The following is a 13,790-nucleotide window of genomic DNA, read 5'->3' as shown; positions in this document are numbered from 1 at the left end:
CAAGGCAGTAATTGGGGGAATTATGAAGACTCAACCCGTTCATCACATTCTTTTGGTCGCGATCGTCATCGCTGCCGCAACCGTCAGCGCGCTCGGCGGCGACAGCCCGCCAACCTGGATGCGTCAAGCTGCGTCATTGCCGGTTGGATCCTACGACAAGGAGGTTTCGGCGGTCGTTTTGTTCAACGAACAGCAGGTCTCGTTGACCGGCGACGGAATGCTCGTCACGACTGAGAACTACGCCGTCCGCGTTCTCACGCGGGAGGGGCGACGGCACGCGCTGGCAACCGCGCTCTATCTCGTCAGTTCCGGTCGCGTGCGCGAGATCGAAGGCTGGTTGATACGTCCCGACGGTTCGATCAAGAATTACGATAAAAAGACGGTCCTCGACGTTATTTCCGATCCCGACGATATTTACAACGAGTACCGCTTGAAGGTCATCGACGCCGTCGAGGATTCCGACGCCGGCACGGTTTTCGGCTACACCGTCGTGTCAGAAGACAAGCCGCTTTATTTCCAGGAAAAGTGGTTCTCGCACGATGGACTGCCGACGCTCGTTTCGCGTTACTCGCTAACCTTGCCATCGGGCTGGAAGGCTAACGGCGTGACGTTCAATCATTCTCAGATCACGCCGCAGGTCTCAGGTTCGACATACACGTGGGAACTTCGCAACCTGCCGTACATCAAACGCGAGCCGATGAGTCCGTCGGTGGTCAATATCGTGCCCTGGGTGGCGATCAATTATGCGCCTGACGTGAGTGGCACTTCGGGCAAATCGTTCGCCAACTGGACCGATGTCGCACGCTGGACCTCGACTTTGTACGATCCGCAAGTCGTGGTCGACGATGCAGTTACGGCGAAGGCGCAGGAACTGACGGCCAGTGCGAAAACGGAACTTGAGAAGATCCGCGCGATCGCCGGTTTCGTTCAGAATCTGCAGTACATTTCGATCGACATCGGTGTCGGCAGCGGAAACGGCTATCGCCCGCGGCCGTCGAACCTCGTGCTGAGCCGCGGTTACGGCGATTGCAAAGACAAGGCGAACCTGATGCGGGCGATGCTCAGATCGCTGAAGATCGAAGCTTACCCGATCGCGATCTTCTCGGGCGATCCGACATTCGTGCGCGAGGAATGGGCGTCGCCGGCGCAGTTCAACCACTGCATCATCGCCGTCAAGATCAGTGACGGAACGGACGCCGCGACGGTCATCAAACACGAGAAACTCGGTCGTCTCCTGATCTTCGATGCGACCGACCCGTTCACGCTGCTCGGCGATCTCCCGGATTCGCTTCAGGGCAGTTTCGGGCTGATCATTGCCGGCGAGAGCGGCGGGCTCGCAAGAATGCCGGTCACGCCGTCGGAATCGAATCTGCTCGACCGCCGCATCGAGGTCAACCTGACGGCCGACGGCGCGATCACGGGTTCGATCAAGGAGCGTTCGACGGGACAGTCTTCGAGCTTTGAACGCGCGATGCTGCGATTGCTTTCGGCGGTCGATTACAGCAAGATGCTGGAAGGTTGGCTGACGCGCGGAGCGACCGGGGCGAAGCTAGTGAAGTTCACGCCGACGGACAGAAAGGAGGAACTCGGTTTCGACCTCGACGTCGAGTTTTCGGCGCCGCGCTACGGGCAGCAGATGCAGAAGTTGTTGGTCTTCAAACCGACGATCGTCGATCGTCGGAATTCGATTTCCTTTACCGAAACGACGCGGAATCAGCCGGTGATCCTCCGGTCGGCGTCCGTCCGTGAGACGATCGTGTTCATCCTTCCGACCGACTACAGCGTCGATGAAACGCCTGAAAATCTGAATATGGAAACGCCTTTCGGCAAGTACTCGACGACCTTCGAGGTCAAAGGAAACAGACTGACGTTTACGCGGATTCTCACGATGAACCGCGCAACGGTTCCGGTCGACAAATATGCGACCGTTAGGGACTTTTTCGCCAAGATGCGCGAGGCGGAACAATCACCGGTGGTCCTGATCAAGAAGTAGACCAAAACCGGGGCGTTCCAAATCCCAATTCCCAATGGGATTTGGGACTTGGGATTGCGGATTTGTGATTTGGAATCGGGAGAGTTGAAAAACCGTCGCCTTGTCTACCCACAGACGAACAGGGATAAGATCAAGTAGATGCTTCCGATCAGACAATATCTGCGAAAAAGAGCGTCTTGCAGAGGTCAAATACCAATAACGCCTAATCGTTTCCTTGCGAACTTCACGGACTCGGCGTGAGATACGCGCAGATTCCGCACATCCGGCATAGGATCGACAATCGCAAATCCCCATTCCCTGTTTTCACGCCACTTAAGGCGGCTTTGCCGCCCGGATGGGACGGGCTAAACTGTCAACGCGGCTGTGCCGCCAATTGCCTCTTTGCGGCACAGCCGCAGGATTGCTGTAGGGTTCAACGGAAAGGCCGAGCCTTTCCGCACATCCGGGCGGCAAGCCGCAAGGACGGCAAATAGATCAGCGTCGACGTCCGGGTTCGATGGGGCAAAAATCCGCGCGTTTTTCAAATCTCCCAAATCCCAAATCGGGAGCTTTGAAAAACCTACTTAACGGCGGTTCCGACGCCGTTTCTGACACAGATGGACACAGATAGATCGGATGCAAGAGGATAGTTCGAAACCAGCGTTTCTCTATCGATTGAAACAAATCCGCTCCATCCAGCCAATCTGTGTTCATCCGTGGAGGAAACGCGATTTGCTGCCTTCATGTCGGTTTTTCAAAGCTCCCAAATCCCAAATCCCAATTCCCCGACTACTTCTTTGCCGGCGGCAGATTGCCTTCGATCTGGAGAACGACGGTGATGTTGTCCGACAACATCGCGACGCCGTTCGGCATATTTCCACCATAGTTGACGCCGAAATCGCGTCGGTTGATGACCGTCTCGGCCGTCACGCCCATCTTCATCGTTCCACGTTGGTCTTTTACGAAACCGGTGATATTGAAGGGGAAAGAGACCGCTTTCTTGACGCCTTTCATCGTCAGTTCGCCGTTGAGCGTCAGAACTTTTCCTTTTTTCGTCACGCTCGTGCTTTTGAACGTCATATCGGCATACTTTTCAACCTCGAAAAAGTCGGCCGAGCGCAGGTGTTTGTCGCGGCCGGCGACGCCGGTGTCGACGCTGGTCATCTTAGCCGTAAATTCAACGGTCGATTTCGTGACGTCCTTGGCGTCGTAATTGATCGTTCCGTCGAAATCCCGAAAATATCCCGGAACGTCTACGAGCCCCATATGCCGGACGCGAAAACCGATCGAGCTATGCGCCTTGTCAAAGCTATACGCGCCGGTGTCGCCCATTTCCTTCTTTTCACCGCCGGCAAAGAAGTTCTCTTCAAAACTCAGATTCTTCGCGCTCGACTGAAAACCGATAACCAGGCTGACCGCGAAGATCGTCGCGATCGCCGCGGAAAAAAACAACTTATTTTTCATCTTGCTCTCCTATTAAACTAAATTTCTTTTCATTTTACCGATTTTGGAATAAATTGTAACTGCCGAACATACAAATACAAAAATGGAAGCTCCGCTGGTCTTCGGCGCGATGATGTCGGCTCACTGATCTTGGATTTTTGATCTTGGATCTTCGGTCGCTGACCGTTGAAAATGCAGAATCAAAGTTCCAAGTTCAAAAACCCAAGTTCAAAGTTCCAAGTTCAAAGTTCAAAGTGAATGTCCGAAAAATATGATCTTATCGTGATTGGCGGCGGTTCTGCCGGCCTCGTTGCCGCAGGTGGCGCGGGACTGTTGGGGGCACGCGTCGCACTCATCGAAAAAAATCTCCTCGGCGGCGACTGCCTCTACACCGGCTGCGTGCCGTCGAAGAGTTTGATCCGTTCGGCAAAGTTTGCGTCGGATACGAAACGCGCGGCCGAATTTGGATTTCGGATCGGTGATCTCGGATTTGCGAACGGTTCATTCGCGTCTGTGACGGAGCGCGTCCGGAACGTGATCAAGGCCATCGAACCGCACGATTCTCCCGAACGGTTCGAGGCGATGGGCGTCGAGGTTATCTTCGGGACGCCGCGTTTTTTGAACCCGCACGAGATCGAGATCCAACTGAAAAGTGGGGAATCGCGCGTTCTGAAAGCAAAACGATTCTGCATTTCTACTGGCTCTCGATCGTTCGTTCCGCCGCTCGAGGGTTTGGATGAGGCCGGCTTCATCACAAACGACGAAGTGTTTCATCTCGGGACGCTGCCCGATCGCCTCGTCGTCCTCGGCGCCGGCGCGATCGGCGTCGAACTCGGGCAGGCGTTCGCCCGTTTCGGCTCACGCGTGACGCTGATCGAGATGGCTGACCGGATCCTGATCAAGGAAGACGAGGAAGTCTCACGGTTTATGGAGGCGCATCTTCGCCGCGAAGGCGTCGAGATCCTGACCGCGCGCAAAGCCGTTCGCGTCGAGTCGGAAGGGGCGAAAACGATAATTCTGGACGACGGGACCGAGATCGTTTGCGACGAGATCCTCGCGGCGCTCGGCCGCCGGGCAAATGTTGACGGACTCGACCTCGAAAAAGCGGGCGTAAAGCATTCCCAACAGCGGATCGAAACAGACGAGTATCTTCGAACTTCCGCGAAACATATTTTTGCCGCCGGCGACGTCACCGGTCATTTTCAATTCACGCACACTGCCGACTATGAAGCGCAGATCGTCCTGCAGAACGCGTTCCTGTTTTTCCCGTTCACGAAAAAGACCGACTTCCGAGTCATCCCTTGGGCAACGTTCACCGAACCCGAAGTGGCGCGCGTCGGACTTACGGAATCCGAAGCCCGCGCCGCGCACGGCGACGTGAAGGTGATCCGCGTTTCGTTCGACGATAATGACCGCGCCCACGCCGAAGGCGCGATCGAAGGATTCGCGAAAGTCATTTTGAAGGGCAAAAGAATCGTCGGCGCCCATATCGTCGGACTTCGCGCCGGCGAGCTGATCCACGAATTCGTCCTCGCGATGCGGCACGGTCTTTCGCTCGGGGATCTGAACAAGGCGATCCATATTTACCCGACGCTTTCGAAGATCACGCAGGCATTGGGAACAGAAGAGACGATCGAGACCCTGCAGTCGCCGTTCGTCCGCAAATGGCTCGCGCGCTATCTGAAGATCTGGCGTTAGCTTTCAGTCCCGTGTTCGGAGTCCCGGGCTTGGAGTTCCGAGTTTGGAGTTCCGCTTTCAGGCGGCCCGCGCGAAACTCCAAACAATTAACGATTAACAATTCGCCATCAACGCATAGGTTTGGTTATGATTTGTCCGTGAAGACCATCCTTCCAAATTCGACGATCGGAGTCTTCGGCAGCGGCCAATTGGGGCGTATGTTCGCCATTGAAGCGCGCAAACTCGGGTATCGCGTCCACACGTTCTCGCCCGCCAACGACACGCCGACCGGCCAGGTTGCCGACTTTGAGGTTGAGGCTGATTACGACGATCTCGAGGCGGTTCGAAGATTTGCCCGGGGCGTCGATGTCGTGACGTTCGAGTTTGAGAACGTGCCGTCAAAAACGGTTGAAACCGCGGCCGAGTTCGTCGAGGTTCACCCGCGCGGCGAGGTTCTTCACATTACCCAAAACCGGCTTCGCGAAAAGAACTTTCTCGCCGGCAACGGATTTCCGGTCGCGCCATACCGTCACATCAGGACTTTTGACGATCTGACGCGCGGCGTCGCGGATATCGGCACACCTTGCGTTTTGAAAACGGCCGGGTTCGGATACGACGGCAAGGGCCAGCGATTGATCAAAACGGTCGGCGAGGCCGAATCCGCGTTCGCGGACCTCGCCGGCGCCGAAGCGGTTCTTGAAGCATTCATCGAATTCGAAAAGGAAGTTTCCGTCGTCTGCGCGCGTGCCGGCGACGGCGATTTCAAGCACTACGGCGTAATCGAAAACGCGCATCGCAATCATATCCTGGATGTTTCGTTCGCACCGGCCTTGGTGTCCGAAGCTGTTTTTTTTGAAGCGGTCGAAATCGCGGCGAGCGTCGCCGAAGTGCTTTCTTACGTCGGCACGCTTTGCGTTGAGTTCTTTTTGACCGCAGACGGCCGATTGCTCATCAACGAACTCGCGCCGCGTCCGCACAACTCGGGCCATTTGACGTTCGACGCGTGCGTCACTTCACAATTCGAACAGCAACTTCGCGCCGTTTGCGGTTTGCCGCTCGGCGCGACCGACTTCTATCGTCCGGCGGCAATGGCAAACCTTCTCGGCGACGTCTGGCAAAACGGGGAACCGAATTGGGCCGCGGCGCTCGGGTCTCCGAACGTCAAACTCCACCTTTACGGCAAAAGCGAACCGCGCGTCGGACGCAAGATGGGACATTTGACGGCGCTCGGAGAGACGTCTGAAGAAGCCGTCGCGACGGTCATCAGGGCTCGTTCAGCATTGGGGATCAATTCGGAATCAAGTCGCTGAATTTTCCGGCTGAAGAGCAAAACGGACGCGGATCGATCGCCAAATACCATCCTTAAACATTACCGGGATTTTGACGTATCATTGTCAGAAATACCTGTTCGGATCTATCGTCTATTCGGGAGACAAACATAATGAAAAGAATCAGTTTCGTGAAAGGACTCGCGCTCCTTTTCCTACTCGCATTTTTCGTCCAATTCGCGTCGGCGCAAACCGATAAGCCGTCGGTGTCGTCCGCGACCGCCAATCTATCTTGGCGAAGCATCGGTCCGGCGAATATGGGCGGGCGCGTCGCCGATGTGGAGGGTGTTCCCGGAAATCCGAACATTGTTTACGTCGGAACCGGTTCGGGCGGGATCTTTAAGACCATCGACGGCGGAATCACCTGGAAGCCGATCTTCGACCGGCAAACTACGATTTCGGTCGGCGATATGGCGCTCGAGCCCGGGAACCCGGATGTCATATGGGTCGGAACCGGCGAGTCGAACGTCCGCAACTCGGTTTCCTTCGGCGACGGCGTTTACAAATCGACCGATGGCGGAAAAACCTGGAAACATATGGGCTTGCGCGATACGAACACGATCTCGCGGATTATCGTGAACCCGAAGAATCCAGACATCGTTTACGTCGCAGCGATCGGTCACGCGTTCGGAAAGAATGACGAGCGCGGCGTTTTTATGACGACCGACGGTGGCAAGTCCTGGACCAAGACACTATACATCGACACCGAGCATGGCGCGTCGGACCTCGACATCGACCCGAACAATCCCAACGTTCTCTACGCCGGAATGTGGCGCTTCGAGCGCAAACCGTGGACGTTCACGAGCGGCGGCGACAAAGGCGGCGTTTTTCGATCACTCGACGGCGGCCGCACCTGGAACAAACTTAGCAACGGGTTGCCCAAAGCGATCGGCCGTATCGGACTTGCCGTCGCGCCGAGCAATGGCGACGTCGTCTACGCGATCCTCGAAGCAAAAGAAGGCACGGTCTATCGGTCGGACGACAAAGGCGAGACGTTTCGATTGATCAATCGTCAACAGCAGCTTGTCGGCCGCGGGTTCTACTACACCACGGTGAAGGTCGATCCGACCAACGCGGACAAGGTCTACGCCGTCGCGACGAATATGTATCAGTCGCTCGACGGTGGCCGCAATTTTCAGCGAATTTCGCCGACAACGCACATCGACTTCCACGCGTTGTGGATCGATCCGGCAAATCCGAAACGGATGTGGCAGGGGCAGGACGGCGGCGTTGCGGTGACGTACGACGGTGTTTCGTGGGAATACGTCAACAATTTTGCGACCGGCCAGTTCTACCAGGTCTTTGCCGACAACGCGTTGCCGTTCTATAACTTGTCCGGCGGCTTGCAGGACAACGGAACCTGGGTCGGACCGAGCCGCAACCGCGAACCGGTCGGAATAATGAACGACGACTGGCGGATGATCAGTTTCGGCGACGGATTCTTCGCGATCGCGCATCCCGACAATCCGGATCTGTTTCTGACCGAATCCCAAGGCGGGAGCGTGGTCCGAACGGATATGAAGAACCGCGAGCAGCAATCGGTTGTGCCATACATAGGCCCGGGCGGAGCGGCCGAAAACAACAAGTTCCGATTCAATTGGAACGCGCCGCTGATCCTTTCGCCGCACGACAAGAACACTGTCTACATTGCCGGCAATGCGGTCTTCAGGTCGACGGATTTCGGCAAGAGCTGGACGCAGATCAGTCCCGATCTGACGACCAACAATCCGGACCGGCTCAAAGACGCGGGCGGCCCGTTGTTTCCCGAAAACACTTCGGCGGAGTATTACTGCACGATCATCAGTCTCGCCGAATCACCGATCCAGGCGAATCTGATCTGGGCCGGGTCGGACGACGGAAACGTGCAGGTCACCTCCGACGGTGGCAAAAACTGGACGAATCTCGCGAAGAACTTCCAGAATCTGCCGGCTGATTCGCCGGTTTCGCACGTCGAACCGTCGCGGACGAACGCTTCAACGGGCTATGTCGCCTTCGACCGTCATAAGCTCGACGACTATAAGCCCTATATCTTCAAGACGACCGACGGCGGAAAGTCCTTCACCAGTATTTCGGGAAATCTGCCGTCAAACGCTTATGTTCACGTCGTCACCGAAGACCGGCGCAATCCGAATCTGCTTTACGCCGGGACGGAACTCGGGCTCTACGCGAGTTACGACGGCGGGACGAACTGGATCGAACTGAATATGAAGAATCTGCCGCGCGTCGCCGTTCACGATGTGCTCGTCCATCCGCGCGACAATGATCTCATCCTCGCGACCCACGGCCGTAGCCTCTATGTCTTCGACGATGCGACCCCGATCCAGCAGCTCAACCAGCAAGTGCTCGATTCGCCGGCGACGCTCTTCGACATTCGCCTTGCGTATCGATATGCGACCCGAATGACGCGGTACGGAGTTGGCGACAAGATCTTCCGGGGCCAGAATCCGCCCCAAGGAGCCTACATCACGTATTATTTGAAGGAAAAGCCGGATCCGAAGACGCCGGTCAAGATGGAAGTTCTCGACGGGTCGGGAAATCTGGTCGTCGAGATCAAGGGCTTTCCGCGTGAAAAAGGCTTGAATCGCGCGACTTGGGGCCTCAATTACGAAGGCGCCCGCCAGCGGCGTCCACCGACGCCGGAACAGCTTGAATTCGGTTTCGTGCCGCGCGGACCGCAGGTTTTGCCCGGAACTTACACATTGCGGATGACGGTCGGTGACAAAAAGATGGAGAAACAGGTTGAGGTACGCGTCGATCCGACGGTGCAGGTCACGCCCGCCGAGTTGGCGCAACAGCTCGAACTCGCGATGAAACTTCGTGATCTGGCGTCGCCCGTCAACGACGGTTTGCGTGCTCTCGACAGCATTCGCCAACAGGTAACGCAGATCGAAACGGTCGGAAAAGACCGGCTCGGCGAGGTGCCGGCCGAGGCTGCCAAGGCGCTCGAAGCGTACAAAAAGCGGCTCACTGAAGTTTTGCGCGGCCTGGCCACCGATCAGGACGAAGGGCCTCGCGGCGGCGCGCGTTTCGCGGATCGGCTCAACAATATGTACTTTACGATCGCCGGCGGAAATGCCGGACCGACGCCCGCGATGCGCGAGAACTTTGAGGCCCTGAAGAACGAAACGCCGGGCAAGATCGCCGAGATCAACAAGTTTCTGACCGACGACACGAGCGAGATCAACAAGGCTCTTCAAAAGGCCGGACTCCCGATCGTCGTCAGCGGCAGGCCGGTCGAAATGAAGTGATCTCGAATCAGAATTTTCGTGCCAGACTGGCGCCGGCAATGACTCCGGCGAATCCGAGGGCGACGCTGAGGAACAGGTAAAGGAATGCGGTCAAGAACTGGTTTTCCTTGACCAGCCCCCAGATCTCGAGTTCGAATGTCGAGAACGTCGTGAACGCGCCGAGAAATCCGACCATAACCGCGAAGCGGAAGTTGTCGCTGACCTGGAGTTTGTCTGTGAAAAGAATAAGCAGAAATCCGATCGCGAACGAGCCCGTGACGTTGATGAAAAAAGTCGGAAACGGGAACTTGTCGAAAAGCCGATGAAGCGGCGAGACGTTGATCAGATAGCGCGCCACCGAACCGAGGGCTCCGCCGGCGGCGATTGAAAGGATTCTTGTCAGAGTTTCCATATTCCGGCTATCGTATCGCTTTATAACGTTTCGCCAAAACGCGAGTCGGCACGCCGATCCAGTAGAGTCCCTGAAAAAGCGACCACTTCGAAAACGTCCAAATGAACGAGTCGTTCTGAAAACGGCGCGACGAGGTCGTCGCCGGAAGGGGGATGAAATCGAACGTTCCCTTTTTGCGCAGGCGCTTGTAAAGATCGACATCCTCGAAAAGCGGATAGTCGCGAAATCCGCCAACCTCTTCGTAAGTCGAACGCCTCACGAACATCGCCGAGTCGCCGTAAACGAGTCCGATCGATCGCAGATGCGGATAAAGCCACGTCAAGAACTTTGCCCAGCGGCTGCCGCCGTCGAAGATGATCGCGAAACTTCCGCCGACGATCTCATCGTAGCGGAGACGCTGCTTTATCATCCGCGCGGAGCCTTGAACCGGACGCGTGTCTGCGTGTAGGAACCAGTAGATCTCGTGCGCCGCGTGTTTGGTGCCTTCGTGCATTTGCAAGCCGCGATTCGCGATCCCGAGGTTGATCAGTTTCAACGGTTTTGACGGCGTTGCCTGTTCGATGATCGCGACCGTTTCATCGGAACTTCCGCCGTCGACGATGATGATCTCATCGACATTCACGAGCCGCGTAACCGCGTCTAGAGTCTTGCGGATCGTGAGTTCCTCGTTAAATGTCGGAATGATTACTGACACGTGCATACTCAAATTTGCGAACTTTCAGGTTTTTCCGTTCGGAATAGTTGATAGCTGAGAGTTAAAAGTTGATTGGTTCCGCAACTTTCAGCTATTCGCCAAACAGTCTCCATTTCCGGAATAGTTGATAGCTGTGAGTTGATTGGTTCCGCAACTTTCAGCTTTCAATTATCCACTTTCAACTATTCCGGAAAAAGTTCCCCTTTCCGGAACAGTTGATAGATGCGAGTTAATCGTTACGGGTTCCACAACTTTCAATTATCCACTTTCAGCTATTCCGGAAACGGTCCCCCAAACTCGGAATGGTTGATAGAAGAAAGCTGATGTTTGATGGTTCGGCACTTTCCCCATTTATTGCGCGCGATTGCTTATGAGACTATACTCTATGTTTTGTTCGCAATGGACTTCCAACTCACAGTTACCTTTGTCATCTTGATCGTCGCGTTGATCTTGTTTTTTACGGACAAGATTCCGGGAGATCTGACCGCGCTTCTAACCGTTGTCGCGTTCGGGCTGACCGGCATTTTGACGCCTCAGGAAGCGTTTTCAGGCTTCAGCCGCACGGCTGTAATCACGATCATAGCCATCTTCATCATCGCCGAGGCTCTGCGGCGCAGCGGCGTCAGCGAACAGGTCGGAAACATCCTTTTGAAGGTCGGCGGGAAAAGCGAACTTCGGCTGATCGTTACGACGATGATGGCCGGGGCCTTCTTGTCACTGTTTATGAACAACATCGCCGCCGCCGCGGTGCTGCTTCCCGCGGTTTCCGGGGCGGCGCAAAAGTCCCGGGTCAGCACCGCAAAACTGATGATGCCGCTCGCGTTCGGGACAACGCTCGGCGGGATGGCCACGCTCCTGACGACCGCCAACATCATTCTCAGCTCGATGCTTCACGATAACAACCTGCAGGGATACGGGCTTTTGGATTTTGCTCCGGTCGGTCTGCCGCTCGCGGTCATCGGAATCTCCTACGTCGCCTTTTTTGGCCGTAACGCTCTGCCTGGCGGCACATCGCTGCTCGAGCGAACGCAGGCCCCGAGCACGCAGGAGCAGAATGACCTCATTGAAACCTATCATCTCGACCGCCGGCTGTTTCGGGCGCGCGTGCCGAAAAAATCGTTTCTGATCGGCAAGACGCTTGCCGAGTGCACGTTGCGAGAGGATTTCAGCGTCAGCATCGTCGCCATCGAACGCAACGGCAAACGATTGCTCACGATCTCGCCGCAGACCGAGATCAAGGATCGCGACGTCCTCATTCTTGAGGGCGACGAAGTCGATTTCCGGCAACGCGACGTTGAGCCGTATATGGAGTTTCTCCCGGCGACGGAATGGCACGAAGAAGATCTCGAATCACGGGCCGCAGTTGTCATCGAAGCGATCGTCGCGCCTCGTTCGCGGTTGATCGACCAAACGCTTCGAAGTGCGCACTTTCGCGAGAAGTACGGAATGAACGTGCTGGCGATCTGGCGCGGCGATCAGGAGTTCTTTATCGATCTTTCGGAGATTCCGTTGCAGTTCGGTGACGCCTTGCTGCTTCAGGGGCCACGCGAGAAACTGTCGGTCGTGCGCGATAACCAAGATCTTATCGTCTTGTTGTCGAAGGAGAATCAGGAGATCACGGTCCCGAACAAAGGCCGCGCGGCGATCGCGATCATCGTCGCGACGCTCGCGTTCGCGGCGTTCTATCCCGAACTCACGGGCCCGATAATGCTCGCCGGCGCGGTTGCAATGATGATCGTTGGGATCGTCACAACGGAACAGGCTTACGCGTCAATCGGTTGGACGACCGTTTTCCTCGTCGCCGGACTTCTGCCGATGGGAATCGCGCTGACGAAAACCAATGCCGCCGGGATCGTCGCGACGGGAATTGTCTCGACACTCGGGCCATACGGACCGCTCGCGTTGCTCGCCGGTATCTTTTTGGTGACGACGATCCTGGTTCAGGCGATGAATGGCGCCGCCGTCGTGGCGATCATCGGCCCGGTCGCGATCCAGATCGCGACGCAGGTCGGGATCGATCCGCGCTCTCTTGTGATGGGCGTCGCATTGGCAAGTTCGATGGCCTTCATCACGCCGTTGGGGCATCCCGTCAACATTATGGTGATGAGTCCCGGCGGCTATAATTTCCGGGACTTTATGAAGATCGGGATCCCGATGACGATCATTCTCTTCATCGCCGTGATGATTCTCTTGCCGATTGTCTGGAACTTCGAGATTCGCTGATTCGGTGTTCGTTCGCGACTGGAGCGCACTGGAGCGCAAGCGTCCCCGCTTGCAATGAGCGCGGAGCGCGACGAAGCAGCAAAACAAAGTCGATTCCGTTTGTCAACCGCCTTTCTTCAACAACCGATCAAGAGTTTTCTCGTTCTTCAGTTCCCGGAGCGCGTCTGAAGCGATCCAGCGCGCCGATCTTGTGTTCTGAGCCTTGATTCGCTCAGCGGATTCGACGGCGAGCCGGTTAAGTCCAGGACTCCGCTTGCCGATCTGGCGGAGCGACCAGTTGACCGCTTTTTTGATGAAGTTCCGCTCGTCGCCGGCTTTTGATTCCAATACCGGAAGGAATTCGGCGATCCGGGCATCGTCGGCCTTCTTGTCGTGGACCGCGAGCCAGGCCATCAAAACGATGCCGGCGCGTTTCACGAACTCTAATTCGCGGGCCGACCATTCGTAGGCTTTGGCATAGGCAAGCGGCGACCGGCAGAAGAGATGGCCGCAAGTGCCGTCGCAGATCGCCCAATTATCAAAGTCAGCCACCCACTCTTCCATTTGGCGATCGGTTACCTGCTTCGGATCGTCGATCAGGTAGGCGATCGCGCGCGCTTCGTGAATTCGTGTTTGCCAAAGCTCGAGTGCCAACGCGTGACGGTCCGCCGTCTGTTTCTTGATCTGTTTCGCGAGTTCTTTAAGCTGCGGAGCAGGGACGCCGAACGCTTTTTCGGTCACGATCGCATACCGCGCCATCCCGGCGACGTTCTTGGGATCGCCAAGTGATTCGATAGCCTTGATGATTTCTAAGGATTTCAATTTCCGTTGGGCG

Annotated in this window: 9 protein-coding genes; 5 read left to right on the top strand and 4 right to left on the bottom strand. The window is 56.3% G+C overall.

Annotated elements, in window-relative coordinates:
- The first annotated feature begins 22 nt into the window (after positions 1-22).
- Positions 23-1,993, top strand: coding sequence for a DUF3857 domain-containing protein (locus IPN69_24220; GenBank protein ID MBK8813816.1), 1,971 nt, complete (start codon positions 23-25; stop codon positions 1,991-1,993).
- 768 nt (positions 1,994-2,761) lie between these two features.
- On the opposite strand, the gene IPN69_24215 is transcribed toward IPN69_24220, so the two are convergent.
- On the bottom strand, positions 2,762-3,436 hold the full coding sequence (locus tag IPN69_24215; GenBank protein ID MBK8813815.1) for a YceI family protein: 675 nt from the start codon (positions 3,434-3,436) through the stop codon (positions 2,762-2,764).
- A 237-nt stretch (positions 3,437-3,673) separates the two neighbouring features.
- Between IPN69_24215 and IPN69_24210 the strand changes: the two genes are divergently transcribed.
- From IPN69_24210 to IPN69_24200, 3 genes are all read left to right on the top strand, one after another.
- Positions 3,674-5,113 (top strand): FAD-dependent oxidoreductase, encoded by a 1,440-nt coding sequence (locus tag IPN69_24210; GenBank protein ID MBK8813814.1) that lies wholly within the window; start codon positions 3,674-3,676, stop codon positions 5,111-5,113.
- Complete coding sequence (locus IPN69_24205) at positions 5,080-6,402, top strand: 5-(carboxyamino)imidazole ribonucleotide synthase (protein ID MBK8813813.1); 1,323 nt, start codon at positions 5,080-5,082, stop codon at positions 6,400-6,402. The genes IPN69_24210 and IPN69_24205 overlap by 34 nt, the downstream gene beginning before the upstream one ends.
- Positions 6,403-6,533: 131 nt before the next feature.
- Positions 6,534-9,668 carry a hypothetical protein gene (locus IPN69_24200; GenBank protein MBK8813812.1) on the top strand — a complete coding sequence of 1,045 codons (3,135 nt, stop codon included), beginning with the start codon at positions 6,534-6,536 and terminating at the stop codon, positions 9,666-9,668.
- A 7-nt stretch (positions 9,669-9,675) separates the two neighbouring features.
- Here the strand turns inward: IPN69_24200 and crcB are convergent, their stop codons facing one another.
- Positions 9,676-10,050: a fluoride efflux transporter CrcB gene (gene crcB / locus IPN69_24195; GenBank protein ID MBK8813811.1), complete on the bottom strand. Its 375-nt coding sequence runs from the start codon at positions 10,048-10,050 to the stop codon at positions 9,676-9,678.
- 16 nt (positions 10,051-10,066) lie between these two features.
- Entirely contained in the window at positions 10,067-10,759 is a 693-nt protein-coding gene (locus IPN69_24190; protein MBK8813810.1) for a TIGR04283 family arsenosugar biosynthesis glycosyltransferase, read from the bottom strand.
- Positions 10,760-11,152: 393 nt separating this feature from the next.
- Between IPN69_24190 and IPN69_24185 the strand changes: the two genes are divergently transcribed.
- Positions 11,153-12,976, top strand: a complete 1,824-nt coding sequence (locus IPN69_24185) for an SLC13 family permease (GenBank protein MBK8813809.1) — start codon at positions 11,153-11,155, stop codon at positions 12,974-12,976.
- Between the two features lie 102 nt (positions 12,977-13,078).
- Here IPN69_24185 and IPN69_24180 read toward each other — a convergent pair whose 3' ends face one another.
- Positions 13,079-13,777, bottom strand: a complete 699-nt coding sequence (locus IPN69_24180; GenBank protein ID MBK8813808.1) for a DNA alkylation repair protein — start codon at positions 13,775-13,777, stop codon at positions 13,079-13,081.
- Positions 13,778-13,790: the final 13 nt, after the last annotated feature.

The organism is Acidobacteriota bacterium (assembly GCA_016715115.1).
Lineage (GTDB): Bacteria > Acidobacteriota > Blastocatellia > Pyrinomonadales > Pyrinomonadaceae > JAFDVJ01.
The sequence above is the reverse complement of the archived record's forward strand: the minus strand, read 5'-3'. Positions and strand labels throughout refer to the sequence as shown.

Bases quoted from the DNA above. Each gene is read 5' to 3' on its own strand.
- IPN69_24185 (MBK8813809.1), top strand. From the start codon at position 11,153: ATGGACTTCCAACTCACAGTTACCTTTGTCATCTTGATCGTCGCGTTG.
- IPN69_24210 (MBK8813814.1), top strand. From the start codon at position 3,674: ATGTCCGAAAAATATGATCTTATCGTGATTGGCGGCGGTTCTGCCGGC.
- IPN69_24190 (MBK8813810.1), bottom strand. From the start codon at position 10,759: ATGCACGTGTCAGTAATCATTCCGACATTTAACGAGGAACTCACGATC.
- IPN69_24220 (MBK8813816.1), top strand. From the start codon at position 23: ATGAAGACTCAACCCGTTCATCACATTCTTTTGGTCGCGATCGTCATC.
- IPN69_24215 (MBK8813815.1), bottom strand. From the start codon at position 3,436: ATGAAAAATAAGTTGTTTTTTTCCGCGGCGATCGCGACGATCTTCGCG.
- IPN69_24205 (MBK8813813.1), top strand. From the start codon at position 5,080: ATGGCTCGCGCGCTATCTGAAGATCTGGCGTTAGCTTTCAGTCCCGTG.
- IPN69_24200 (MBK8813812.1), top strand. From the start codon at position 6,534: ATGAAAAGAATCAGTTTCGTGAAAGGACTCGCGCTCCTTTTCCTACTC.